The sequence below is a fragment of the Confluentibacter citreus genome (genome assembly GCF_002807055.1).
In the GTDB taxonomy this organism is placed as follows: Bacteria; Bacteroidota; Bacteroidia; order Flavobacteriales; family Flavobacteriaceae; genus Confluentibacter; species Confluentibacter citreus.
The window spans coordinates 860,396-886,941 of sequence record NZ_NIXN01000001.1 but is presented as its reverse complement, the minus strand read 5'-3'; the positions used below and the strand labels follow the sequence as shown (position 1 = coordinate 886,941).

Below are 26,546 nucleotides of genomic sequence, written 5' to 3'. Positions count from 1 at the left end.
AGGTTAAATGTAACTAATTTTTGCCTAAACAATATTCATCTTTTTCAATAAAAATGAGGCATTCATGTTTTTACAAATGCCTTCTTTCAATTTATAGTCGAAATAAAGTTCATCGTTAATAATTTCAGCATCAAAATAGTAGTTTTTAACTTCATCAAGTTCTTTTTCAATAGCGCATAAACTTAAATCGTGTGTTGCAATAATACCCGTAGCATGTGAGGCGACTAACTTTTCAACAAATTTGCGCGAACCAATCGCCTTATCAGTGCTATTGGTACCTTTTAAAATTTCATCCAGAACAATAAAATAGGGTTCTATTTGAATGGCATCCACTATATATTTTAAGCGTGTTAATTCTGAAAAGAAATACGAACTATCATCGGTTAAGGAATCCGTGGTTCGCATACTTGTAATTAGTTTTACTGGCGAATAGCGACTCGACTTGGCACAAACCGGCAATCCAACATTTGCCATAACGATGTGCAATGACACCGTTCTTAAAAAGGTGCTTTTACCCGCCATGTTAGCTCCTGTTACTATAAAAAACTGTTCGTTATTTATGGTGACATCACTATCTACCCTTTTTTCTTTTTTAAGCAAGGGATGTCCTAAATGTTCTGCTTCTATAACCGTTCCCTTCTCTATTATTTCTGGGAACACAAAATCGGGGTGATTAAAAACAAAGTTTCCTAAAGAGTTGTATGCATCAAAGAAAGATACCACTTCGAACCAATCCGTCACTTTATCAGCATGTTCTTTAATCCATTGCTCAATATGAAAACTGTTTTTTATATCCGACAGGAAAAGTCCGTTTCCAAAAATGGCCGAAATTAAATTATTTCTGTTATCTAAAGCGTCCAATGCCTTTGAAAGTTCAGTAAAAATAACCGAAGCTTTTTTCCCTTCTTGCTGAATTTGTTGTTGCTTTTGTTGTAATAACTCAGAAGAAAATGATTCATCCTCAATCAAATCCAAAAGCAAAGCATATTGCCTAAAGGTGTCTTTAACCTTATCTGTATTAGAGGATAATGCATTTATTTTTTTTACATACATACTACTAATACCTAATCCTAAAAGCAACCAATAGCCAATAATGGCTTGATTCGTTATGATATTAAAGAATATCAATCCAAGAATAATTAGTGATGCTATAGAGAAAATCATAGGAAGCCAATTCGCGAATTTTGGCAAAAATGATCGATGATTTTTTAACCATGTTATAATTTGTATTGCAGGCGTTTCAACATAAACAAAACTTGACTTTGCAGCATAAAACTGTCGCCATTCTGGTTTAGAACTGAGTTCCTTTATGGCTTGTTGTCTAGAAACAATGTCTTCTGTATTATTTGCTTTTAAAGCATTTGCTAACTCTTCAGAACCTTCTTTTATGGTGGTTCTATTTATAAATTGAAAAAAAGAACCGCGCCCAAACAAATCAATATCCAAACTATAAAAATGGGAGGGGTCTTGAAATTGCAAACCATCATTCCTATTATGAAAATCGCCCGAAGCGATACTGATTTCTTCTTCGTTAATTTTTACCAAGGCTTCATTAAAAAGCTTTTCGGCTTTTATATCATTGTATTTCGATAACAAATAAAGAAATATCCCAATTCCAATCACTGCAATAATAACAGCAACTTGCCATTGCCCGAACACAAGATAAATACCAAAAACCGTTAAAACAAAAACCAAAAGCCGGTACAAACTTAAAGCGGTCATTTTTTTATAAAGTTTGCTTACCTCTGCCTTGTAACTTTCTAAATGCTTTTGGTAATATTCTAAAGGATTATTCATTCTTAACTTTTAATGTGAATCATAAAAATAAAAAAGCCCCGAAAAATTCAGGGCTTTGTAATCTTTTATTATTTTTAATCTCTTGAGCCTCCAAATACTTGTAATCCCCAATATACTAGGTTAGCCAATGCGCCAATAGCAGCCACCAAATAGGTTCTAGCCGCCCATTTAAGTGCATCTTCAGAACCCGCGTATTCTTGTTGAGATACCATATTTTTGTTTTTTAACCAAGCCAATGCACGGTTACTCGCATCGTATTCTACTGGTAATGTTATAAAGCTAAATAAAGTTGCAAACCCCATCATCACTAAACCTGCAACGGCAACCCAATATCCCAAACCAAGACCAGCTGCTGCACCTAACATCAATCCACCAAAAACAACCCATTGCGACATCCCAGAGGTGACACTTACAATTGGCACTAAAGCAGAACGCATTTTTAACCATTCGTATGCTTTGGCATGTTGTACCGCATGACCACATTCGTGAGCCGCCACTGCTGCCGCTGCCGCATTACGGTGGTTATAAACTGATTCACTTAAGTTTACCGTTTTGTTTTTCGGATTGTAATGGTCTGTTAATTGACCCGGTGTTGAAATAACTTCAACGTCATAAATACCATGGTCTGCCAGCATTTTTTCGGCAATCTCTTTACCGCTCATGCCATTACGCAATTGCACTTTAGAGTATTTTTCAAACTTACGTTTAAGCGTACTACTAACTAACCAGCTTACAAGAGCAATAGCACCTATTAATATATAATATCCAATCATTTGTTTTTTATTTTAAAAATTTAATTTACGAAATAAATATAGCAATAATAACGCCAATTATACAATATGAAATTTTGTCAGATAAAAATAGTTAGGATGCCGAGAATTCCAAATTAAACGCTTCAGCTATTTCTCTGTATACAATGTTACCATTCACAATATTTAATCCTTTATTCAAGGGTGCACTATTTTGGCAAGCCTGTTCCCAACCTTCGTTTGCTAATTTAATAACGTAAGGCAAGGTGACATTGGTTAATGCTACTGTAGACGTATAAGGTACAGCTCCGGGCATATTGGCAACACAGTAATGCACCACATCATCAATAATATACGTAGGTTCTTCATGCGTGGTTGCTTTGGTAGTTTCAAAACAGCCACCTTGATCAACCGCCACATCTACAATAACGGTTCCGGGGCGCATGTCTTTAAGCATATCTCTGGTAATTAACTTAGGCGCTTTTGCACCTTTAATTAATACACCTCCAATGATTAAATCGGAATCCTTAATATGCTTTCTAATATTGTATTCGTTAGAAAATTCGGTTGTCACATTCTTAGGCATGATATCACAAACGTGCCTTAATTGTTTCATGTTTACATCCATAATAATAACGTTTGCTCCTAAACCCGCTGCCATTTTAGCTGCTTGAATTCCCACAATACCTGCGCCTAAAACCAACACTTTTCCTGGAGGCACACCTGGTACACCGCCCAATAAAACGCCTCGTCCTTTAATGGGTTTTTCAAGATATTTGGCACCTTGTTGAATGGACATTCTACCAGCTACTTCCGACATAGGAATTAACAAGGGTAAAGTACCATCGTGGTCTTCAACAGTCTCGTAAGCAATACAAACCGCTTTAGTTTTAATCATCGCTTTGGTGAGCGGTTCACTGGAAGCAAAATGAAAATAAGTAAACACCACATGATGCGGTTTAATTAAGTTATATTCCTTTTCAATAGGTTCTTTAACCTTAACAATCATATCTGCCGCAGCATAAACCTCATCAATTGTATCAAGAATCGTAGCACCTGCCTTGGTGTAATCTTTATCAAAAAAACCACTCCCAAAACCTGCATTTTTTTGCACGTAAACGGTGTGGTTTCTCTTAGTTAGTTCAAAAACGCCAGAAGGCGTCATGCCTACCCTGTTTTCATTATTTTTAATTTCAATGGGAACGCCAATTTTCATATGTATTATTTAATTTTTTTTGAATAGTCACTTCAATTGCAAAATTAAAATAATAGATTGAGAATAATGAATTATATGTGAAGTTTCTTGAACTTTTTTAGACGAAATGATTGATTTACTGAAAAAACAATAATTCGAGTTCGCTTTTCAAGGATTTTTGGTGTATTTAATCTTGAAATAAATGAGTAAAAAGGCGGAACATAAGGTAATGGCATTTGCCATAATCATGGACGGACTGTTTTTATAGAACCCATATACCAGCCAAATAAAAACCCCAACAAAAAACATGAGAAGCATGGGCAACGACAATGCGGAAACGTCCTTGGTTTTCCATGTTTTATACACTTGTGGCAAAAAAGCGGCGGTTGTTAAAAACGCTGCTACAAAACCGATAATTTCTATAATGTCCATACTATTTGATAATCTATTTAAATGGATTCCTGCGAAGGCAGAAATAAAAACCCGTCATTGCGAGGAACGAAGCAATCTCATGATGTGTACCTAAGATTAAACAGATTGCTTCGTCGTACCTCCTCGCAATGACGTTAGCCTACAATATTTACTATTTTTCCGGGAACTATAATCACTTTTTTAGGAGCACGGCCTTGTAATTGTTCTTGTGTTTTTTCGTGTGCCATGACCGCGTCTTCAATTTGTTGTGCATTAAAATCCATGGGTAATTCTAAGGTGAAACGCATTTTGCCATTGAATGAAATCGGGTAATTTTTACTGCTTTCTACCAAATGACTGGCATCAAATATGGGGAATGGTGCTGTGGAAATGGATTCGTCATGTCCCAACTTTTCCCATAATTCTTCTGCGATATGAGGTGCATATGGTGACAATAAAATTAAAAAGGGTTCTAATATTGCTCTGCTTTTACATTCTTGTAATGTAAACTCATTCACGGCAATCATAAATGTTGATACAGACGTATTAAACGAGAAATTCTCGATATCTTCCTGTACTTTTTTGATGGTTTTGTGGAGGGTTTTAAGAGCCTCCCCTAGCCCCTCCGAAGGAGGGGAATCAGAAACGTAAAAAGTTTCATTTTCTCCTTGATGATATAATCTCCATAGTTTTTTAAGAAACCCATGCACACCGGTAATACCAGCGGTATTCCAAGGTTTGTATTGCTCTAATGGCCCTAAAAACATTTCGTAAAGTCGTAAACTGTCGGCACCATAATCAACACATATTTGGTCTGGATTGACCACGTTGTATTTGGATTTGGACATTTTTTCAACTTCTCTTGAAACTTTTATTTTCGCTTTAGAATTAGTAACTGGTCTCTTAATATTTTCTTCCCTCAACCAATTATTGTAGTCATTAAAATCAAGTTCATCTTGAAGATTTACACATTCCAAAGGACTATGACTTGAGTAAGTTATAAATGAGATTTTATTCAAGTCAAATCCATTATTCTCGAAATCTGATAATTCAAGATTTAATTCTTTAACAACTTTTCCTAAATTATATTTAGGCCCTAAAATCGCATCATATTCTTTATTTCCGTCAATTAAATCATATGAGATAACAGCATTTGCCAACAAATCACTAAAAATGGAATCAAACAATTCGTCCCTTTCTCTCATCTCATCCTCAGGAATTTCTTCATTATGTAAATAATATCCAGTTTCTTTAATTTTATGGACAAAAGCACTCGTTCCCAAAATCATCCCTTGGTTAATCAGCTTTTTAGCATATTCATCCACAGGCACAAAGCCTTTATCGAACAAGAATTTTTGCCAAAAACGGGAGTATAATAAATGGCCTGTGGCGTGTTCGCTGCCGCCGATGTATAAATCGACATCTTTCCAATAGTTTAAGGCTTCTTTACTGGCAAATTCGTTTTCGTTATGCGCATCCATATAGCGATTAAAATACCAAGAACTGCCTGCCCAACCAGGCATGGTATTTAGCTCTAAAGCCCCACCTAACCTCCCCGAAGGTGAGGAATTCTCAAACTCATCTTTAGAGACAATATCAGCTTTATCACCGTATTGCAACCAATACCATTTTTTAGCGTTTCCTAATGGTGGCTCGCCCGTTTCGGTTGGTAAATATTTTTCAACTTCGGGTAATTTTATGGGCAAATGTTTGGCATCAATCATTTGCGGCATCCCATCTACATAATACACTGGGAAAGGTTCGCCCCAATATCGCTGGCGACTAAATACGGCATCGCGCAAACGGTAATTGGTTTTACCTTGTCCTTGTCCTAATTTTTCAAGTTCAGCAATGACTTTTTGAGTTGCTTCTTTATAGCTTAATCCGTTTAAGAAATCGCTATTGGCAATAATGGTTTTGTCCTTATCTACAAAAGCTTCTTTTGAAATATCTGCGCCCTGAAAAATATTGGGAATAGGAATATTAAAATGTTTTGCAAAATCGTAATCACGTTGGTCGCCACATGGCACAGACATTACGGCACCTGTTCCGTAGCCAGCTAACACATAATCGCCAATCCACACCGGAATGGGTTCTTTGGTAAACGGATGTTCTACATATGCACCCGTAAATGCTCCTGAAATGGTTTTTACATCGGACATCCGATCGCGTTCGCTACGTTTGGCGGTGGCTTCTATATAATTTTCAACCTCAGATTTTTGTGCTGGTGTTGTTATTTGAGATACTAATTCGTGTTCTGGAGCAAGCGTCATGAATGAAACACCGAAAATGGTGTCGGGTCTAGTGGTGAATACGTCTATAACATGAGATTGCTTCACTCCGTTCGCAATGACGTTGAACGACACACTCGCTCCAACCGATTTTCCAATCCAGTTACGTTGGGTTTCTTTTAAGGATTCTGTCCAATCGATAGTTTCCAATCCTTGAAGCAAACGTTCGGCATAAGCAGAAATACGCATGCTCCATTGGGTCATTTTTTTACGGATAACGGGATGGCCACCACGTTCGGAAACGCCATTGACTATTTCATCATTTGCCAAAACCGTTCCCAATGCAGGGCACCAGTTCACTTCGGTTTCAGCTAAATATGTGAGTCTATATTGTAATAAAATTTGTTGTTGTTTGACGGTATCAAAAGCATTCCAATCTTCCGCAGAAAAAGGTTGTATATTATCATCACAAACAGCATTTACTTTTGAATTTCCTTCCGAAGCAAAGATTTTTTCAAGTTCTGAAATGTCTTCCGCTTTATCACTATCGTTATTATACCAAGAATTGAATAATTGGATGAAAATCCATTGTGTCCATTTGTAATAACTTGGGTCGGATGTTCGCACTTCACGAGACCAATCGAATGAAAATCCGATTTGGTCTAATTGACGACGATACGTTTTAATGTTTTCTTCGGTTGTCAATGCCGGATGTTGCCCTGTTTGAATGGCATATTGTTCGGCAGGCAAACCAAAACTATCGTACCCTTGCGGATGCAATACATTAAAGCCTTTATGGCGTTTGTAACGTGCATAAATATCGGTAGCGATATAGCCTAACGGATGACCCACATGTAAGCCCGCACCACTGGGGTACGGAAACATATCTAACACGTAAAATTTGGGTTTATCCGATGTGTTTTCAGCTTTAAACGTTTGGTTATCGGCCCAATATTTTTGCCATTTGGCTTCTATCTCGTTGAAATTGTATATCATATATCAATTTTTTCTCGCAAAGACGCGAAGTCGCAAAGAAATCTTTAACTATTAGGGAAAACTTTGCGGCTTTGCGACTTTGCGAGCCTTCATTAAAAGCGCAAATTTACATTTTAAATAGAAAACAGTAAAGGTTTACAACTAATTAATCCATGCCATTTTCATAGCAAATTAATATCTAACATTAATATGTCTTTAAAATGCAATTTGTAATTTTGCCGTTTTAATAACTCTTCCTTTTTTGATAAGCAATTCAACCAAAGCCCATCTCGCTTTATTAGGAGCCAATACCATTTATGGTGCTAGTTATATCATAGCAAAAGGCATCATGCCTGAAAAAATCGATCCCACTGCGATGGTCGTTATCCGTCTTGGTGTTTGCACACTTTTATTTTGGCTGATTAAATTCTCGCTTACTAGAGAACATATTGAGAAAAAAGATGTGCTCATGTTTTTTATGTGTGGCCTGTTTGGTGGTGCAGCCAGTCAGTTGTTATTTTTTCATGGTATTAGTTTAACATCGCCCATTGATGCATCCATAATTATGACCCTGACACCTGTGGTTGTTTTGGTTTTTAGTTTGTTTATTTTAAAAGAATGCATTACAAAAAACAAACTATTAGGCATTGCCATTGGTGGTATCGGCGCCATTACACTCATTATATATGGCAATACGGCTGTTGGAACCAGTTCGTTCCTTGGCAATTTGTTTATTTTTTTAAATGCCTGCTTTTACGGACTTTTTCTTGTTTTGGCAAAAAACTTGATGAAAAAATACCATCCCATAACCGTTATTAGTTGGATGTTTTTAATTGGATTTATCATCGTTTTTCCGTTTGGAATTGATAATGTATTAGAAACAAATTTTGAAGCTTTTACTTTAAATTCTTATTTAATAGCGGGCTATATGGTATTATTCACCACCTTTCTGGCTTATCTTTTAAATATTTATGCTCTTAATCATGTATCGCCTTCCATAAATAGTAGTTATATTTATTTTCAGCCAGCGGTGAGTTTTATCATGGTAAGCATTTTGGCTTATACATTCATGGATGACACCTATTCCAAAGATATTAATTTGGTAAAAATATTAAGTTGTTTGCTGGTAGTTGTAGGCGTCTATTTGGTTAGCAAACCACAAAAATAGCGAGTAATCAAGAGGCAATAAAAAACAATATTTAAAGTTTAAACCTAGTAAACCATAAGTAATAAGATTTCTTTATTATTTTTACAACTTCAACTACATGATGTATGAGTTCAAGATTTGAAAAAGACCAAAAACGCCGATTAATTTCTTCTTATTTCTCAGTGGTATTAAGTATTGCTTTGGTACTTTTTTTATTAGGATTATTAGGCATGTTGGTGCTTAACGCCAAAAAAGTATCTGATCATTTTAAAGAACAGGTAGTACTTACTATTTACTTGAAAGAATCGGCAAAAGAAGTTGAAACCAAACAACTTGAGAAAAGTTTGGCGTTGTCTGAATATGTAAAGTCTATTGAATATGTTTCCAAAGAACAGGCTGCCGAGATTATGAAGGCCGAAAACGGTGAAGATTTTATGGATTTTGTTGGGTACAATCCGTTACAAAATAGTATTGATGTGCATTTAAAAGCAGATTTTGTAACTTCTGAACAACTTGAAAAAATTTCTGAAGAAGCGACTTCTAAAAACTTTGTGGATGAAGTGACTTACGATAACGATTTGGTGAACTTGATGAACGATAACGTTAAAAAAATCAGTTTTTGGGTATTGGTTATCAGTGGTATTTTTACCCTCATAGCGGTATTACTAATAAATAGTTCCATCAGATTGGCGGTATATTCTAAACGATTTACCATAAAAACCATGCAAATGGTAGGCGCTACCAAGCAATTTATTAGACGCCCTTTTGTTTGGCAAAGTGTGCGTTTAGGCATTATTGGTGCCGTTGTAGCTTTAATAGGCATGGCAATCGTTCTCTATTATTTAAACAAAACCTTTAGTGAGCTGCAACTGCTTAGCAACCCTGTGTTGGTTACACTTTTATTTGTTGGCGTTTTTGCCTTGGGAATCGTGATCACTTGGATAAGCACACATATTGCCACACAACGCTTTTTAAATTTAAAGACGGACGATCTATATTATTAGGTCTTGGGTTCTGGGTGTTGGGTTCTAGGTTTTGGTCCCAATAGCTATCGGGATTGGATTTTAAAATTCATAAATTAGATTTCCATTAACGCTATTGTTTTAAATAAATCTGTTAATTTGCACTAAAATCTTTTGAGAAAGATAATTATGGGAGATAAAAAACGTAAAGAAGACTCTAGAGGTGGATTTGTATTTGGGAAGAAAAACTACAAATTCATGTTTATAGGATTGGCTTGCATCGCTTTGGGATATGTATTAATGGCTGGTGGCGGTAGTGACGACCCCAATGTTTTTAATCCAGATATTTTTAGTTGGAGACGCATTCGCTTAGCACCAACTTTAATCTTAATTGGTTTTGGTATTCAAGTGTATGCCATTTTGTTGAATCCGGACAAGGAATAAATAATGGAAATTATAGATGCTATTATCCTTGGTATCATACAAGGGCTTACCGAATTTTTACCAGTATCTTCAAGTGGACATTTAGAAATAGGGAAAGCCATTCTTGGTGACCAATCAGTCCCTGAAGAAAGCCTCCTTTTTACAGTCGTTTTGCATTTTGCAACCGCTTTAAGTACGATGGTTATTTTTAGAAAAGACATATTAAGTATTGTAAAAGGAGCTTTAAAGTTTGAATGGAATGACGATTTACAGTTTATTTTAAAAATTGCTATTTCAATGATTCCTGCTGTTATTGTTGGATTATTTTTCGAAGAACAATTGGAATCATTATTTGGCGGCAATATTTTATTAGTAGGTTGCATGCTATTGGTTACAGCGATTCTATTATTTCTTGCCGATAAAGCTAAAGATACCGACAAAAAAGTATCATTCAAAAACGCCTTTGTTATAGGTGTTTCCCAAGCTATTGCTATGCTTCCAGGCATATCACGTTCTGGAGCTACCATATCAACATCTGTATTACTTGGTAACGATAAAACAAAAGCAGCCCGCTTTTCATTTTTAATGGTAGTGCCTTTAATTTTCGGAAAAATAGCTAAAGACATTTTAAGTGGTGACCTTACTTACGACAGCGGAAATTTTGCCTCACTTTCCATTGGTTTTATAGCTGCGTTTGTTGCGGGATTATTTGCTTGTACTTGGATGATATCTTTAGTCAAAAAAAGTAAACTCTCGTACTTTGCTATCTACTGCACCATTGTTGGGTTAATTGCCATTATATTTTCTTTATTAAACACTTAAAATGACTGCGGAAGACTATCAATCGGGTCAAATTTTACTCATAGACAAACCATTACATTGGACCTCCTTTCAAGTCGTCAATAAATTACGTTGGGAATTAAAGCAAACCTTTAAAATTAAAAACATTAAAGTTGGCCATGCTGGCACTTTAGACCCCTTGGCAACGGGACTTTTAATCATTTGCACTGGTAAAATGACCAAGCAGATTGATACATTTCAAGCACAAATAAAAGAATATACATGCACTTTTGTTTTAGGAAGCACCACACCTTCTTATGATTTGGAAACAGACATCAACGAAACCTTTTCAACTGAGCATATTACCAATAAATTAATTGAAGAAACCACAAAACAGTTTATTGGCGATATACAACAATATCCTCCCGTGTTTTCAGCCATAAAAAAAGATGGAAAACGCCTGTATGAATTTGCTAGAGCTGGTGAAGATGTTGAGATTAAAGCAAGAAGTATTTCAATACAGGAATTTGAAATTACAAACATAGATGCCCTAAATATTGACTTCAGAGTGGTTTGTAGCAAAGGTACTTACATCCGTTCTTTGGCACATGATTTTGGTAAAGCTTTGCATTCTGGTGCGCACTTATCGGCCTTAAGAAGAACAAAAATTGGTGACTTTAATGTAGCTGATGCTATTACCGTTGTCGATTTTATTACGTCACTCAACGACTAAGTTATTTAATTTTACGTATATTCGATAAACATTTCAATAGATTTGAACCTAACAAATCAACATAAAGCCCTACTTATAACCTTTTTCCTTTCTGGAACTGTGGTGTTTTCTGCTTTCATTTTCGACTTAAAACAACGTGGTGAATTAGCTTCTGAAAGTTACTACGAAATGGAACCAGAAAAAGAATTGACTGAAGAAGACGTTAAAATCCTTGAGGCTTTAGAAAAATTAAACAACACTAAAGCCGAGACGAATAGTGCTTTTAATGAAACTGCCGATAACAAACAATTCGCGCAAGCATACAAAACCATTGCACCGCCAGAAGATTATGAATATAAAAAACCTAGTGAGGATAATGATGAAGGCGATGGTGATAATTCGAGTGCTGTAAGTGAACAAAAACCGCTTAAGCCTGCTGTTAATAAAGAAGAATTATCGTCATTCAGTAAAGTAAATGATTTATTGAAAAAACAGCAAGCCGAAAGTGTAAATACCAAAAGCACCATTAGCTTTTCATTGGTCGATAGAAAAAAAGTTTACATTCCAATACCCGTGTACCTTTGTGAAGTTGATGGAAAAATAGTGATTAATATTACCGTAAACGACAAGGGAAATGTTATTGACACCTATTTAAACAACTCATCTACATCAAACAATGATTGTTTAATTGGTCATGCGCTTGAATACGCTAAAAACTCTCAATTTAGTGCCGATCCTTCCAAAAAAACGCAGGTAGGATCTATTACTTTTTATTTTATTGGCAAAAATTAGGCTCTAATCTGCAAAGTGCTTCAACAACATCTTCCATTACATTCAAGCCTTTATTGGTGTTATACCAATGTTGTAAATCTTCTTTAAATTCGGGCGTTAATTTACCATACTTCGCCTTAAATCTGTTAACATAAGCTGCGGCTTCACTAGGTCTGGGGCCATACGTATGTATAACGTTGCCAGATTTTGTGTCAATCATAATCAATTTAGGAATGGATTTCGTTCCCTCAGTTAAAAAAGCATCCATCAATTCTGGATTGTCATCCCGAAGCACTACTTTTAAATCAATATGATTATTTAACTCGGATAATTTGTTAAGAACAGGCAAAACATGGGCGCCATCGCCACACCAGCTTTCTATTATAACCAACCAAGTTACCTGTTCTTTAAACGATTTTATCTTCTTTTCAATATCTTTAGGCACTACAATGGTTTTGTCCCAGCGCTTCATTCTACTATTATTAAGTATGGTATAATTTGCTAATTTTTCAGTTTTTACATGTCCTGTTGTAGAGTTTTGTTCTGATAATTTTTTTACTAAATCTCTATAATCTTGGTAAGACATACTGTTATGCAAACCATTTTCAATAATTGCATCCATTATTTTCTTCATTTAATAAAAACAAAATTAGTACCTTGGTGTTACTTTAAAGATGACTTTTATCATGCTTTATTTTAATAACTCACAAAAATAATATGATTGAAAAACATAGATGTGGTTGGTGCCTTGGTGATGCGCTTTATGAAACATACCATGATGAAGAATGGGGCGTGCCTGTTTATGATGATGAAACCATTTTTGAATTTTTAATTTTAGAAACGTTTCAAGCGGGTTTAAGCTGGATAACCATATTGCGTAAACGTGAAAATTTCAGAAAGGCTTTTGATAATTTTGATTACAAGAAAATAGCCACCTACAATCAAGCTAAAATGGATAGCCTATTACTGGATGCTGGCATCATTAGAAATAGATTAAAAATTAATGCCACCGTTACCAACGCCCAAGCTTTTATGAAAATTCAGGATGAGTTTGGAAGTTTCAGTAATTATATTTGGGGATTTGTTGACGGCAAACCTATTATCAATAAACTTAAAAACTACAAAGAAGCTCAACCTACAACTACCATTAGTGACGCATTAAGCAAAGACCTCAAAAAACGAGGTTTTAAATTTGTAGGGTCTACGGTTGTGTATGCCCATATGCAAGCCACTGGCATGGTTAATGACCATGAAGTCGGGTGTTTTAGGTATAAGGAAGTTTAGTCGAAAATAATATTGACAAATAAAATACCTTAGTTTAGAGTTTGTAGGTTGTCCGTTACGGTTAAGCATAATAACTCTGAAAATCTGAAAATGGAATGAACATTAAATGGCCCTTAAATTGTGATTGCTTATATGCCTTATTAACATACGATTTAATATCCTCAGTCATTATATGAAGCAACTGCGATACTTTCTTTTCGCTAAATCCTTCAGCCTTGGTTAAATAACTTAAACTTGCTATCCAAGATACAGGTGTATCAAAAAGAATGAGTTGATTTTTACCAATCTGTTTGCCCTGAGCAAAAATTTTACGATTCCCTGAGTTAGACAATTCTATTTCAAAACGCTCTAACTTAGCAAGGTTATCCCTAGTTTCGTTTAATTCTGCCAAACTTTGCGGAAGTACTACCAAAATTTTTACTTTATCAAAACTCACACCTCCTAAATTTAAGTTTTGATTACTGTGTATTGAATCCATTAAAGGGGCTATAAACTGCTCAACGTATAAAATAGATAAAATTTCAAGACGCTTTGCCTTTTTATCGATGCCTCTTAATATTAAAAAAATTATCACTAGAATGAGTATCGTAATTATTGATTGATAAATCATATTAGAAACTCCAAAAAATCCAGAAGTCAAAATTGCAATGATTGCCGAGATAATAATGTCCTTTATTATGGATAAAATATTGCTCATTTTTAATAAATTATTGCCAAGGTTTAACCCAAAACCTTTTAATGCTGATACTCGTTTTTAATAAGAATCATAAATCGAATTTAGCAATTTTTTTTACACAACCAACCTTTTTCAATCGCTCTGGATTTAATGTAAAATAGGCTAATCTTCTCTATAATACTTATAATTCAAAAGAAAACTAATTATTTTCTTTAAGATAATAATCACGAAGAATAAAAAAGGATTGCTTTTTCATCCCTTTCTCTGATATCAAGCCTTTTCTATTAAAATCCTCTTGTATTCTTTTCAAAGGACGTCTGGAAGAACGAAAATCCATTAAAATCCAAGGCGACAATCCAGACAAGAAATCAATGTTTCTCATCATTTCAATATTGTTTTTGTAAACCTCGGATTGGTATTCTTCTGTCCAACGTTCATTTTTTTCACCATGTAAACCAAACAAGGCGCCACCACCAACTTCACTCATAATCATGGGTTTGTTATAGGCGCTTTTCCATTTAATTTCTGAACAAGATTCTGGCGCCCCGTAATACCATCCGCAGTAATTGTTTATACCTATCACATCCACAGCTTTTCCTAAAGGATCTTCTATTAACCGTCCTTCATTATCTTGCGATTGTGTGTCTAAAGCAGCTGTGATTAAACGCGTGTTGTCCAATTTTCGAGCATGCTCCGCCAGATTCGTTAAAAATGACAATCGAGCTACCCCTTCAGGTGTTTCATTGGCAACAGACCATAAGACAACGCCTGCTCTATTTTTATCACGAGAAATCATTTCTGTTAGTTGATTTTCTGCATTGGCATAGGTGTCAGGATTTTCAAATTGAATGGTCCAATACACTGGTATTTCAGACCAAACCATAAAACCCATTTTTTCTGCTTCCTTAACCATGGCTTCACTATGTGGATAATGCGCTAAACGAACAAAATTACAGCCTAAATCTTTTGCCCAGTTTAATAGTATTTTGCATTCTTCTACAGAAGTTACGCGCCCTGATTTAAACGGTGCTTCTTCATGAATGCAAATACCTTTTAAAAAGATGTCTTTACCATTCAATACAATTTTAGAGCCGTTTGTTTCAATAGTTCTAAATCCGATACTATCCGTTAATTTATCGGAATTGGTTTTAATAATAACTTCATATAACTTGGGGTTTTTAGGCTCCCAAAGTATGGGTTTTGCATTTATGGAAAATGTAGCCTTTCCACTTTGAACCTTAGCATTCACATTTTTTTTGAGTTCAGGAATACTAATGGTTACTGTCTCACCTTCTGTGGCATTATTAACCTTTACCCATCCTGAAATGGTGTTTGTTGAACCTTTGGATAATTGAATTGAATAATCTGAAATATGCGATACTGGCGTAGAAATTAAATGCACCGATCTTGTGATGCCACCATAATTCCACCAATCTTGGTTTACGGTAGGTACATTTTCTGCTTTGCGTTTATTATCTACTTTTACAATCACAAAATTATCACCTTCCTTTAATTTATTTGTAACATCAAATTGAAAAGGTGTGTAACCCCCAATGTGCGAACCAACAAGCTCTCCATTAAGATAAACAATGGCTTCATAGTTAACAGCTTCAAAATATAAATAGACTAATTCATCCTGTTTAACAGTATGCTTAAAATCTTTTTTATACCAAACAGTACCTTCATAATAATACAATTTTTCCATTTGCATATTCCAATCTCCCGGAACCATTAATTGAAGACTTGTATCAAAATTATATTCTATTAAATCGGATGGAGATTTCATTTTTGCATTACGGAAATAACCATCGTCTTTTGGTTGCATACGGTGACTGTAATACCCATTTTCAAGTGGATCGATAATGATGTCCCACAAACCGTTCAAGGACACTTTTTTCCTAGAGTCAATATTTTGCAACAAATTAGAAAATTCTGCTTCCTGTGCATTAAGTATTGAATTAAAACCTAATGCTATTACAATTAAAAAAAATCCGATTTGTTTCATTTTTATTCTTGTATTAAAGTTTATGATTCTGATTTAAAAACCGCTAAGGTTAAAGATACTAATTGTTTGCGTTTAAAATCATCTATTTAAAAAATCCAAAAAAAGGTCTCTAGGAATTTCTTCAGCTCCTAAACTTTCTAAATGCTTGGTGTACACCTGGCAATCAATCAACTTATAATTTGTGCTTTGAATAAATGTAATAAATGCCACTTTACTGGCATTACTTTCTTTGGAAAACATGCTTTCGCCACAAAACACACCGTTATTTAAATCTACGCCATATAAACCGCCAACTAATTCATTGTTTTTCCAAACCTCAACAGAAGTTGCATAACCTAATTCATGTAATTTCACATAAGCTTCAATCATATCCTTTGTTATCCAAGTATCTCCTTGTCCGTTACGCTTTACCTTAGAACAGGCAGTCATAACCTCTTTAAAAGCTTGATTAACCGTCACTGTAAAATCATTATTCCTTAATAATTGTTTCATGCTTTTAGACATTTTCAGCTTTTCTGGAAACAGCACAAAACGCGGGTTTGGTGACCACCACAAAATAGGTTCACCTTCGCTAAACCAAGGAAAAATGCCTTGCTTATAAGCATATAGCAAACGTTCTACGGATAAATCGCCTCCAATGGCAAGCAAGCCGTCTCGTGTAGCTTCGTTTACATCTGGAAATTTTATGTCTTTGGTTAGGAAATGCATTGAGAGTAATTATGTAAAATTAAAAAACCTCGAGGTTATGATGAACATCGAGGTTTTTTTTTAAAGACCCTTCGACTGCGCTCAGGGTGACATTATTTCATTTTATAATTAAAACGGTAAATCGTCGTGATCGTCTTCATTTAAATCACCAGCAGGTTCAAACGCATCCATCGGTGGAACTGGTGGTAAATTGCCATCAGAACTTGCTGCTTGTAAAGCTTCAACTCTCCAGCCTTGAATGGCATTGAAATATTTAGTTTCTCCTTGTGGATTCACCCATTCTCTTCCACGTAAGTTGATACTAACTTTTACTTGTTGCCCAACTTTATAATTATTCAGCAAATCTGTTTTATCCTGTACAAACTCAACTAAAATATGCTGTGGATATTGCTCATCTGTTGTGACTACTAATTCTCTTTTTCTAAATCCGCCACTCCCTACTGTTTGAGTTTCGCCAATCATTTTTATTCTTCCTTGAACTTCCATTGATTCTTATTTATATCTTTTTACAATTATATTCGTTATAACAAATATAGCCATTCTATCTTTCAACTAAAAACCGATTTACTAACAAGTTGAACAATAATATTAACAGAATTGCATTATATTTCATAATTAAAACTATCTATTAGTGATTTTTACAGATTATAGGAACACGGTGCGGTGGATAATGATTGTAGCTTCATTTGCTATTGTCTCCCTTATATTGTGGAAAACTTATGAGTTTTTCCAATATTTTAAAGATGAAGAACGCACCAAAATGGAACACTATTCGTTCGCCCAAACAGATTTTATAACGAGTAATCCAGATTCTAGTTTAGATGAACTTACCTTGAAAATTTTAAGAGGTAATAAAACCACACCTATGTTAGTAATTAAAGCTGATGGCAGTGTATACGACTATATTAATATTGATGAAAATAAAATAAGTGACTCGGCATATGTCCAAAAATTAATAGCACAATTTGAATCTGAAAACAGACCCATTCCTGTAGAAATAGAAGGCAAGATCGCACAAAAAATTTATTACGGCAATTCACCTCTTTTGAACAAATTAAAATATTACCCGCTAGCATTATTACTCATTATTTTTCTGTTCTCAGCAGTTATATTCTTTTTTTATAAAAGCAACAAAAATGCTACTCAAAACAAATTATGGTCGGGTATGGCAAAAGAAACGGCACATCAAATCGGTACACCGCTTTCATCTTTAATTGGCTGGACGGAAATTTTAAAAAGCGAAAACTTAAATCCAGATTACATACTGGAAATTGAAAAAGATATTGACAGGCTACAAACCATTACCGAACGCTTTAGTAAAATAGGCTCTGTACCCACTTTAGAAATGGTTGATATCATTAAAGAAACCATTGATTCTTATGATTATTTAAAATCCCGATCCTCTAAACTTGTAGAATTTGAAATCATTACTCCAGAAGGTGATATTCCTGTAAACTTAAACAAGCAATTATACAGTTGGGTGATAGAAAACTTGGTTAAAAACGCTATTGATGCCATGAAAGGGCGAGGCAAACTTACCATTGAAATATCACAACTTGAAGATGACGTGAAAGTAAGCGTTACCGATACCGGAAAAGGTATCCCAAAGAAATTATTTAAAAAGATTTTTGACCCTGGTTTTACAACCAAAAAACGAGGATGGGGATTGGGTTTATCGCTCACAAAGCGTATTATTGAGGATTTCCATTTTGGGAAAATTAAAGTCTTACAATCTGAAATAGGTAAAGGAACCACCATACAAATTGCATTAAAAAGAGCATATTATGCATGAAAATCTTATAACAGTTAAAGAAGTCTCCTTAAATAACAACTGCCCTGAATGTTACGGAAAAGGAGGACTAATGCTAACTTTTAAGCAAAAAGTTATTGAAAACCAATTGTATAAATCCATTACATCTGAAATTGAAGAAGACATTCATTGTAACAAATGCAATAATATTATTTATCCTGAACGATGGACAGATGACATTGAGCGTATTGTTGAATACCAGCAAAAAGCCTTTACACCAATGTCGGCTTCTACTTATGTGAAAAAAATGTCTTGGATTATTATTACCCTAGCTTTTATAATTGTACTAGCAATTGTTTTACTAGTTGTTATTATCTAAATCGAATTCTGCTTTTATAACATTGGCAGTCTCAATCAATTCTTCTGAAGTCATTTTTGTTTTTTGAATAAAACGAACATCTTCCATCGTGTTTAAAGGAATTAAATGCACGTGGGCGTGTGGCACTTCCAACCCGATTACTGTCATTCCAATACGTTTACACGGAATTGCTTTTTTTATGGCAATGGCAACTTTTCGTGAAAAAGTCATTAAGCCGTTATATGTGTTTTCATCTAAATCAAAAATCTTATCAACTTCCATTTTAGGAATACAAAGTGTGTGCCCTTTGCTATTAGGGTTTACATCCAAAAACGCTAAAAAATCGTCGGTTTCAGCTATTTTATAACATGGAATCTCGCCATTAACTATTTTAGTGAAAATTGAAGCCATAAAATCGAGGTTTGAGAGTGTTTTGTAAATATAAAAAGATTCCTGATTAAGATAATCAGGAATCTTTTTAAAGTCATTAATTTTTTAATTATTTATCTTGAAATTTCAATAATATCGAATTTCATAACGCCATTTGGCACTTGAATTTCGGCAACATCACCAACAGATTTACCTAATAAACCTTTACCAATAGGAGAATTTACAGAAATTTTTCCTGCTGCTAAATTGGCTTCACCATCCGCTACCAACGTATAGGTCATTTCCATACCATTGGTTTGGTTTTTTATTTTCACTTTAGACAATACCAATATTTTAGAAGTGTCCATTTGCGATTCATCTATCAGACGAGCACCTGCTAAAGATTCTTCTAGCTTAGAAATACGCATTTCCAACATGCCTTGCGCCTCTTTAGCCGCATCATATTCTGCATTTTCACTTAAATCGCCTTTATCTCTAGCCTCAGCAATTGCTTTTGATGCTTTTACACGTTCAACATCTTTCAATTGTTGTAATTCGTCTCTTAATTTTTTTAATCCTTCAGGTGTATAGTAAGATACTTTACTCATAACTTCATCGTTTACTTAATAAAAAGATTCCGAACCACGCTTACATAAATAGTGCAAGAGTTCGGAATAAAAAAATCCCGTTTACACGAGATTGAATAACAAAAGTACAAAATTTTAGTGATATATTAATGAATACTCTAAAAAGCACTTTCCTTCTTAACAAAAGAAAAATAGAAATATTAAGAGGAAATATACAAAATAATATGTCAATTTGCTTTTTGTTGTAACTTGCGTTTTAAAAAATTAGCGGCAAATGAAATCTTTCTTCTATCTATTATTGCTTGTTATTCTTTTATCTTGTAGTGGGGACTCAGTTGATAATAGAAATTGTAGATTCCTTTTAAATGTTGGCGTTAATGTGAGTGTAAACATGAATTTACCGCAATACAGTCAGCTACAATTTATAAGTAATTCTGTATATGTTCCTAATGCTGGCAATGCGGGTATCATCGTTACAAATACAGGTTCCGGCTACCTTGCTTGGGATGCTGGCGACCCAAACCATTCACCAAGTTCTTGTTCTACACTCACAGTTTCTGGGCTAAATGCCACTTGTGGCTGTGGTGATGAAAACACATATAGCTTGGTAACTGGCCAAGCCATAGGTAATGGCGATTTACAATGCCCATTAAAAAATTATAGGGTTGAACAAAATGGCAATAGTCTTTTGATTTATAATTAGCCTCCCCTAACCCCTCCAAAGGAGGGGATTAAGAGGCTTCTTTAGAATTTTAATGTCATTCCAATTAAGAAATTTGTAGTTGCTTGCGGATAATAACCGGCGCCTTCAATGGTTGTAACGGTTCCTGGATTTGAAAAATCATCATCATAAGTGAAGTAATACCCATTAGACACATATTTTTCTCCAAAAATATTGTTCACCAATCCAGAGAACACAATGGATTTAAAAATGGCTTTCGGGTTTATTTCATAAGTGATATTAAAATCATTCACAAAATAACTCTCTAATTTTGATGCTTCAGAATCGGTATTTCCCATAAACTGCTCACCAACATACTTACTTAAAAATGACATTTGAAAGTTCGTTGTTGGCTGAAAAACCAATGCATTTGCTGCAACAAAATCTGGTGAAAATGAAATGTTTGTTTTTCCTAAATCAACAAGCGCACCATCTTGTGAAATAATGGTTTCTTTGTTTTTATTCGAACTTATGGTGAAGTTTGGTTGAATGGCAAATTTCTTAGAGATTTGGATTGCTGCATCAACCTCCAAGCCTAATCTATAACTGGCACCACTATTGGTCCTTATTGGTGACCCAGTATTATCAAGTGCACCCGATAATACCAATTGCTCATTATACAACATATAATACGCATTGGTATTTATCCTGAAGTTATTGTTGGTGTGTCTCCAACCTAACTCAAAATCATTTAACTGCTCTGGTTTAATATTTGGATTGCTTTCAAAATCACTTCTACTTGGTTCCCTGTTGGCTCGAGCATATGACGCATAAATGTTATTGTTAACATCTAATTCATAAGTAATACCTGCTTTTGGATTGAAAAAACCATAGTTTTCATCAATATTAAAGGGCACCACGTCTGAGCTTAATCCCGTTGTTTTATAATCAACGAAACGCATCTGTAAATCGCCATACAAACTCAGTTTATCATTTAGTTTATAGGTAGCTTTAGTAAATATGCTAAAGTCTTTTTTCTTTCCAACGCCATCATAATAGTGGTCGCCTATTTCAGAATCACTTGCGTATCTTGCCCAGATAATTTCACCAAAATGCTTACCAACATAATTAGTGTAGGATGTTCCAAAAGACATATCTAGATTATTATTTTTATAATTGGCACTGGCAGTAACTACATAAAAATCGTTATCTAGCCAACGGCGACGAATTAAATCGGTTGTATTAATGGTTTCGCCTCCAACGGTTATTTCGGTTAAACTGTAATCCGCAAAATCTTCATCTTCTTTATATTGCTCAAAAAAGCCACGACCGTAAGTATAATTCAATCCTAAATTAGTTGACCAATTATTGTTATGGCGTTCATTCCAATGTAACTGATAATGATCTTGTTTATAATCATCTACCTCATTATCATGAAATCTGGTAAAACCATTTTCGTCTGTGTACATGCCTGACGGATTAAATGTTCTGTCAGTCGCCAAAGTTTCCGCATCGATACCATTCCATGCTTGGTAAGTAACTTCAGCGCCACCAAAAGCCAAGGCCTTAATCAAGGTATTATCATCTTTGTATGTCCCTTGAAGGAAATATGATTTTAAATCGGAAGCAGCTCTATCTACATACCCACCTGAATTAATTTGGGATAATCGCCCTGACAATTCAAAGTAATCATTGATTAAACCTGTACTAAATTTCACATTGTGCCTTCTGGTATTGAAACTTCCAAAACTATTGGAAATTTCAGCATTGGCCTCATTAGAAACTGCCTGAGTAAGCACATTAATACTGGCTCCAAACGCTCCTGAACCATTCGTACTGGTGCCGACACCTCGTTGCAATTGCAAGCTTTCGACCGATGATGTAAAATCTCCCAGATTAACCCAAAACGTTCCTAACGACTCACTATCGTTATAAGGAATACCATTTATAGTAACGTTCGTAGATTGTGAACTAACACCACGCACCCGAATCCCGGTATATCCAACACCAGCACCTGCATCGGAAGTAGTAACCACTGATGGTAGGTAATTTAATAAAATGGGCAAATCTTGACCTAAATTACGTTTTTCCAACTCTTTTTTAGTAATGTTTGAATGCGTAATAGGTGATGTGGCATTTACACGAACGGCGTTTACCAGAACTTCGTCGAGTGATTCAATTTTTGTTGAATCTTGTTGCATTTGATTGGTTTGTGCACTGGCACTAAAAATAATTAAGAAAAAAAAGAAAACAGATAGTTTCCCTTGATGAGATTCCTGCCTTCGCAGGAATGACAAAAGTTTGAATACATTTTTAAGAATAGTAGATTTCATTACGATTACGTTAATAATCGAATAAAAAGAGGTAATTATTCTTTGTTGTTAATAATTAATTTTTTGATAAATAAATATTTAAAAAATATCTGTAAGTGCTCATATCACTTGAAAATATATCTAAATAGCTATTTTATCGATTCCCTAAACAGCATTACCTGTTCTAGGTTCATTGGGTATGATCTCAGCCGATATAGGCACCCCTTTATGAGAACGATGCAAAGATATATTAGAATTTCAATTTACGATTTATGATTTACGATTTTTTTTAATCAATATCTGGTTTTTTTCTATATGCCTTTTTATCAGATAGGTTACGTTTACTTTTTAAACGTTTTTTTATAACTGCCCTAGGGATTTTTGTTGGAACACGCTTTTTAGGAATGATTAAGCTCTTTTCAATGAGCTCTAAAAAACGTTTAATAGCGAGTTCTTTGTTTTTATGCTGACTTCGACTTTCGTCGCATTGCAACATAAGAACACCTTCTTTTGTTAATCTGTTTTGAAGTTTATTTTGAAGCCGTTCCTTTTGCTCTTCATTAAAAACGGAAGATTCCAGTAAATTAAAAATCAATTCAACCTTTGACGATACCTTATTTACGTGTTGTCCACCAGCACCCGAACTTCGTATTGCTTTAAATGTTAACTCTTGTAATAAACCATCACTATCGAACATCACTAAACTTGATGGGCAGGTTTTAACAAATCGTTTACCGTTTTTACGGGGTTAAAGGTGCTTACTGGAATTTCAACAAAAATGGAATTCCAATGCGCCATACTTCCATTCCATAACCCTGGCAATTCATAAGCTTTAATATCAACACCGCCTTGGGATTTCATGGTAATAAACGCTGCTTTAGGATCAACAAAATCAGTTAAATTAAATTTATTGCCTTTATAATCCCTTACTCCACAAACTAAGTCGGTTGGGTTAAAATGAGTGGCACTGTTTGCGATATCTTTTTGTTCACTATTATCAAAGTCTATTTGGGCAAACTCAATAATTTCCAATGAAAGATTACCATTTTCATCTTTTACCCAAAAAGGGCCTCCACCAGGTTCACCTTCATTTTTAACCATGCCACAAACGCGTATGGGTTTGTTTAATTTATCCCGTAAATACCCTATTTTTTCTTCTGGGCTTAATTCTTTATATGCCTCACCCAAATCTACATTAAGCCTGTTTATGACGAACAATTCAATGTTATAAATTTCATCTTCTAATATCTCGTCTTCATCAAATTTATGCATGTATTTGAAAGCCTGTTCTTGAATTTTCAATAATACGCCAGCTACCAATTTTTTATAATCGGATAAGGATTTGTTTTGTTCAAAAACTACAATATTATCAATATTTTTTATGAAAATTAAATCGTAATCAAGCGTGTTAAGATTTTCTATTAAAGCACCATGACCAGATGGCCTAAACAATAAACTGCCATCTGCATTTCTGTAAAGTTCATCGTTTGCCGTTATGGCGATGGTGTCGGTAGATTTGCTTTGATAAGAAAATGACACATTAAATGTGGTGTTGGTCTCCTTTTCTAAATCCCCTTTGATACTTTCCAATTCATTATTAAACATCTCAGTATGCGCTTCGGAAACCGTAAAATGCAAATTAGCTTTGTTGTTTGATGAAGCGCACAACGTTGCTTCTAGCAAATGTTCTTTAAATGCTGTGGAAAAATGTGTTTTATATTTATGAAACGGTAACAGCCCTTTTGGATAAAAACTATAATTTAATTGGCTGGCGTCGAGCATGGCTTTTACAAATAAAACACATTGTTCACCTAAAGATAAATGGTCGAAATTAGGGGTTTCCTCCATGGCTTTATTTCTAACAATATCATAAAAAGGCAACTTTTCAAGACCATTTACAAATACTGAAATCTCTTTGTTCTTTTTTGTATAGTCTTCTATGCTTTCTTTATTTGGATCGAATTCATTTAAAAACTGAAACAAAAATTTGAACATACGTGAAGCGGCTCCAGAAGCTGGCACAAATTTTACGATAGATAAATTGTTGCGTTTACTATCGAATTCATTTAAATAATATTCAAATTTCGTTTGAACTCTTAATATACCGTTACCAATGCCTGCGGGTTCAATTAAATGGGAATATGTCATTCCCGACTTAATGGTTTGTATTTGAGAATTAACTTTTTCTACCGTTAAGCCGTAATTATTAATTTGTTGTATATCCTTTTCTGTAAACATAACATGTTATTTTTTTAATAGCTTATCTATATACTTTACAGCTGTTTCCAAGCGTTCTTTTTTATTTCCTTTTAATAAAACATACGGGCGATTGTTATCAATCAATGCGTTTTCAAAGGCCTTAAACATAGCCTCCCTATGGTCTGGTTTGTCTCTTAAATCATCCGCTTCCCAAGGGGTGTCAATATAAGTCAAAAAATATAAATCATATGTATTCTCTAAAGCATATTTTTCAAGAATTGGATCACAATAACCTAAATAATAAGCTTCTGAATATACTTTGGTTTCTAACAAATCCGTATCGCAAATTAAAATGGTATTGGTTTTTTGAGCAAGCTTATTCTCTAAATTCATTTGACCTTCAGCTATGGGTAATAAGTCCTGTGGTTCACAAGTTTTACGTTCGTTGTTCCATTTGTCTTGAAGATATTCCCGCGCATACTCTGGCACCCAAACAGAATTATAATATCTCGCTAGCTGTAATGACAATGTTGTTTTTCCAGTAGATTCTGGACCAAACAAAACTACTTTTATACAATTAGCTGGTTGTTGTTTAAACTTTTCTTCCATAAAAAATAGGCCTGTATCGCCAAAATTGTGAAAATTATATATTGAAACGACAGTATCCCCAACCCTCTATAAGCATATAGCGGAACAGTCATTATATCTGCTATAATCCAAAGCATCCAGTTTTCAATTTTCTTTTTTGCCATATACCACATAGCAGTAAAAAACATGCCAGAAGTAACCATATCAACATAATTTGATATTGTTATTTCATTACCAAAAATGCTGTAAACCACATATGTAAAAGCTACCGTTAAAAAAAACAAACCCAAACCAATCATTTTTTCCTTAGTGTTTGTTCTTGAAATTTTGACTACTTTTTGATTGTTCTCAGTTCGTGACCAATTCCACCAACCATAAATACTCATTATGGAAAAATAAAAATTTATCATCATATCTCCATATAATTTATCTAATAATAAAAGATAAACTGAAATTACAGTTGCAATTAATCCTGTGGGGTAAACTAAGATATTTTCTTTTTTAGCATACCAAACACTTGCAATTCCAGTAACCAAAACAACTGCTTCCAGAATAATTACAAAAGTGCTTTTATCTTGATAAGCTTTTAAAAAAAAATCAAAAATGGGGTTCATAATCGTGTCTGTCTGATTTTACAATTTTCATATACAACAAACCACGTTCTACAAGTTCAAAAGCTTCTTTTATTTCGGTTGTAAGCACCCGCATCACATCATCATAATCTCCATAAACTTGAGTACTTAAAGGATTTTCCAAAACTTTTAAATTAGAAGCCCTTAGTTTTTTAATAAAATGAATGATGGCAGGCTCATAAGTATCTTGCAATGGTGTTAACGTTAATTCTACTGATATTTTCATGTTTTTTAAGATTATAGACAATAGAAATGAGATATAAG

General features: G+C 34.4%; 28 protein-coding genes. 10 read left to right on the top strand and 18 right to left on the bottom strand.

All coding sequences use genetic code 11. The features are described from left to right. Positions 1-24: 24 nt before the first annotated feature. From CDH49_RS03890 to CDH49_RS03870, 5 genes are all read right to left on the bottom strand, one after another. Complete coding sequence (locus tag CDH49_RS03890) at positions 25-1,797, bottom strand: MutS-related protein (protein ID WP_100614076.1); 1,773 nt, start codon at positions 1,795-1,797, stop codon at positions 25-27. A 74-nt stretch (positions 1,798-1,871) separates the two neighbouring features. After that, on the bottom strand, positions 1,872-2,570 hold the full coding sequence (locus CDH49_RS03885) for a zinc metallopeptidase (RefSeq protein ID WP_100614075.1): 699 nt from the start codon (positions 2,568-2,570) through the stop codon (positions 1,872-1,874). A gap of 91 nt (positions 2,571-2,661) precedes the next feature. Continuing rightward, positions 2,662-3,762 (bottom strand): alanine dehydrogenase, encoded by a 1,101-nt coding sequence (gene ald, locus CDH49_RS03880; RefSeq protein ID WP_100614074.1) that lies wholly within the window; start codon positions 3,760-3,762, stop codon positions 2,662-2,664. A gap of 147 nt (positions 3,763-3,909) precedes the next feature. Continuing rightward, complete coding sequence (locus tag CDH49_RS03875) at positions 3,910-4,173, bottom strand: SemiSWEET family sugar transporter (RefSeq protein ID WP_100614073.1); 264 nt, start codon at positions 4,171-4,173, stop codon at positions 3,910-3,912. 134 nt (positions 4,174-4,307) lie between these two features. Continuing rightward, entirely contained in the window at positions 4,308-7,379 is a 3,072-nt protein-coding gene (locus tag CDH49_RS03870; RefSeq protein WP_100614072.1) for a leucine--tRNA ligase, read from the bottom strand. A gap of 241 nt (positions 7,380-7,620) precedes the next feature. On the opposite strand from CDH49_RS03870, the gene CDH49_RS03865 reads away from it, so the two are divergent. The 6 genes from CDH49_RS03865 (at position 7,621) to CDH49_RS03840 (ending at position 12,174) form a co-directional block, all read left to right on the top strand. Beyond that, entirely contained in the window at positions 7,621-8,526 is a 906-nt protein-coding gene (locus CDH49_RS03865; protein WP_100614071.1) for a DMT family transporter, read from the top strand. A 104-nt stretch (positions 8,527-8,630) separates the two neighbouring features. Further along, a complete protein-coding gene (locus CDH49_RS03860) occupies positions 8,631-9,509 on the top strand; it encodes a cell division protein FtsX (RefSeq protein WP_100614070.1) in 879 nt (292 codons plus the stop codon). 147 nt (positions 9,510-9,656) lie between these two features. Beyond that, the gene (locus tag CDH49_RS03855) at positions 9,657-9,911 is read left to right on the top strand and encodes a DUF3098 domain-containing protein (RefSeq protein WP_100614069.1); all 255 of its coding nucleotides are present in this window, start codon (positions 9,657-9,659) and stop codon (positions 9,909-9,911) included. A gap of 3 nt (positions 9,912-9,914) precedes the next feature. Beyond that, the gene (locus CDH49_RS03850; RefSeq protein WP_100614068.1) at positions 9,915-10,712 is read left to right on the top strand and encodes an undecaprenyl-diphosphate phosphatase; all 798 of its coding nucleotides are present in this window, start codon (positions 9,915-9,917) and stop codon (positions 10,710-10,712) included. Position 10,713: 1 nt separating this feature from the next. After that, on the top strand, positions 10,714-11,403 hold the full coding sequence (truB, locus tag CDH49_RS03845) for a tRNA pseudouridine(55) synthase TruB (RefSeq protein WP_100614067.1): 690 nt from the start codon (positions 10,714-10,716) through the stop codon (positions 11,401-11,403). Positions 11,404-11,445: 42 nt separating this feature from the next. Beyond that, positions 11,446-12,174: a hypothetical protein gene (locus tag CDH49_RS03840; protein ID WP_239970567.1), complete on the top strand. Its 729-nt coding sequence runs from the start codon at positions 11,446-11,448 to the stop codon at positions 12,172-12,174. Here the strand turns inward: CDH49_RS03840 and CDH49_RS03835 are convergent. After that, positions 12,158-12,787 carry a thioredoxin family protein gene (locus CDH49_RS03835; RefSeq protein WP_239970565.1) on the bottom strand — a complete coding sequence of 210 codons (630 nt, stop codon included), beginning with the start codon at positions 12,785-12,787 and terminating at the stop codon, positions 12,158-12,160. The genes CDH49_RS03840 and CDH49_RS03835 overlap by 17 nt on opposite strands. Before the next feature lie 83 nt (positions 12,788-12,870). On the opposite strand from CDH49_RS03835, the gene CDH49_RS03830 reads away from it, so the two are divergent. Continuing rightward, entirely contained in the window at positions 12,871-13,437 is a 567-nt protein-coding gene (locus CDH49_RS03830) for a DNA-3-methyladenine glycosylase I (protein WP_100614065.1), read from the top strand. A 61-nt stretch (positions 13,438-13,498) separates the two neighbouring features. Here CDH49_RS03830 and CDH49_RS03825 read toward each other — a convergent pair whose 3' ends face one another. From CDH49_RS03825 to CDH49_RS03810, 4 genes are all read right to left on the bottom strand, one after another. Further along, positions 13,499-14,134: an STING domain-containing protein gene (locus CDH49_RS03825; protein ID WP_100614064.1), complete on the bottom strand. Its 636-nt coding sequence runs from the start codon at positions 14,132-14,134 to the stop codon at positions 13,499-13,501. A 178-nt stretch (positions 14,135-14,312) separates the two neighbouring features. Continuing rightward, on the bottom strand, positions 14,313-16,118 hold the full coding sequence (locus CDH49_RS03820; RefSeq protein ID WP_100614063.1) for a glycoside hydrolase family 2 protein: 1,806 nt from the start codon (positions 16,116-16,118) through the stop codon (positions 14,313-14,315). Positions 16,119-16,196: 78 nt separating this feature from the next. Further along, positions 16,197-16,826, bottom strand: coding sequence for a leucyl/phenylalanyl-tRNA--protein transferase (gene aat / locus CDH49_RS03815; RefSeq protein WP_100614062.1), 630 nt, complete (start codon positions 16,824-16,826; stop codon positions 16,197-16,199). 108 nt (positions 16,827-16,934) lie between these two features. Next, a complete protein-coding gene (locus tag CDH49_RS03810) occupies positions 16,935-17,312 on the bottom strand; it encodes a DUF3127 domain-containing protein (protein WP_100610221.1) in 378 nt (125 codons plus the stop codon). 145 nt (positions 17,313-17,457) lie between these two features. Here CDH49_RS03810 and CDH49_RS03805 point away from each other — a divergent pair, with 145 nt between their 5' ends. Together CDH49_RS03805 and CDH49_RS03800 are read left to right on the top strand one after the other, a co-directional pair. After that, entirely contained in the window at positions 17,458-18,618 is a 1,161-nt protein-coding gene (locus tag CDH49_RS03805; RefSeq protein WP_100614061.1) for a sensor histidine kinase, read from the top strand. Continuing rightward, positions 18,611-18,955: a hypothetical protein gene (locus CDH49_RS03800; protein WP_100614060.1), complete on the top strand. Its 345-nt coding sequence runs from the start codon at positions 18,611-18,613 to the stop codon at positions 18,953-18,955. The genes CDH49_RS03805 and CDH49_RS03800 overlap by 8 nt, the downstream gene beginning before the upstream one ends. Here CDH49_RS03800 and CDH49_RS03795 read toward each other — a convergent pair. Both CDH49_RS03795 and greA read right to left on the bottom strand, forming a co-directional pair. Next, complete coding sequence (locus CDH49_RS03795) at positions 18,938-19,345, bottom strand: HIT family protein (RefSeq protein WP_100614059.1); 408 nt, start codon at positions 19,343-19,345, stop codon at positions 18,938-18,940. The genes CDH49_RS03800 and CDH49_RS03795 overlap by 18 nt on opposite strands. A gap of 92 nt (positions 19,346-19,437) precedes the next feature. Then, positions 19,438-19,911 (bottom strand): transcription elongation factor GreA, encoded by a 474-nt coding sequence (gene greA / locus CDH49_RS03790; protein WP_100614058.1) that lies wholly within the window; start codon positions 19,909-19,911, stop codon positions 19,438-19,440. Positions 19,912-20,164: 253 nt separating this feature from the next. Here greA and CDH49_RS03785 point away from each other — a divergent pair, with 253 nt between their 5' ends. Further along, positions 20,165-20,593, top strand: coding sequence for a Rieske (2Fe-2S) protein (locus CDH49_RS03785; protein ID WP_100614057.1), 429 nt, complete (start codon positions 20,165-20,167; stop codon positions 20,591-20,593). A 41-nt stretch (positions 20,594-20,634) separates the two neighbouring features. Here the strand turns inward: CDH49_RS03785 and CDH49_RS03780 are convergent, their stop codons facing one another. The 6 genes from CDH49_RS03780 to CDH49_RS03755 all read right to left on the bottom strand — a co-directional run bounded on the left by CDH49_RS03780 (position 20,635) and on the right by CDH49_RS03755 (position 26,508). Continuing rightward, on the bottom strand, positions 20,635-22,884 hold the full coding sequence (locus CDH49_RS03780; protein WP_100614056.1) for a TonB-dependent receptor: 2,250 nt from the start codon (positions 22,882-22,884) through the stop codon (positions 20,635-20,637). A 268-nt stretch (positions 22,885-23,152) separates the two neighbouring features. Continuing rightward, positions 23,153-23,560 carry an alternative ribosome rescue aminoacyl-tRNA hydrolase ArfB gene (gene arfB / locus CDH49_RS03775; RefSeq protein WP_100614055.1) on the bottom strand — a complete coding sequence of 136 codons (408 nt, stop codon included), beginning with the start codon at positions 23,558-23,560 and terminating at the stop codon, positions 23,153-23,155. Between the two features lie 2 nt (positions 23,561-23,562). Next, entirely contained in the window at positions 23,563-25,101 is a 1,539-nt protein-coding gene (locus CDH49_RS03770; RefSeq protein WP_100614054.1) for a DUF4301 family protein, read from the bottom strand. Positions 25,102-25,107: 6 nt separating this feature from the next. Then, entirely contained in the window at positions 25,108-25,671 is a 564-nt protein-coding gene (locus tag CDH49_RS03765; protein ID WP_100614053.1) for an AAA family ATPase, read from the bottom strand. Beyond that, positions 25,632-26,264 (bottom strand): nicotinamide riboside transporter PnuC, encoded by a 633-nt coding sequence (gene pnuC, locus CDH49_RS03760; RefSeq protein WP_193434709.1) that lies wholly within the window; start codon positions 26,262-26,264, stop codon positions 25,632-25,634. Before pnuC ends, CDH49_RS03765 begins: the two co-directional genes overlap by 40 nt. Further along, on the bottom strand, positions 26,248-26,508 hold the full coding sequence (locus CDH49_RS03755) for a thiamine-binding protein (protein ID WP_100614051.1): 261 nt from the start codon (positions 26,506-26,508) through the stop codon (positions 26,248-26,250). Before CDH49_RS03755 ends, pnuC begins: the two co-directional genes overlap by 17 nt. Between the last annotated feature and the right edge of the window lie 38 nt (positions 26,509-26,546).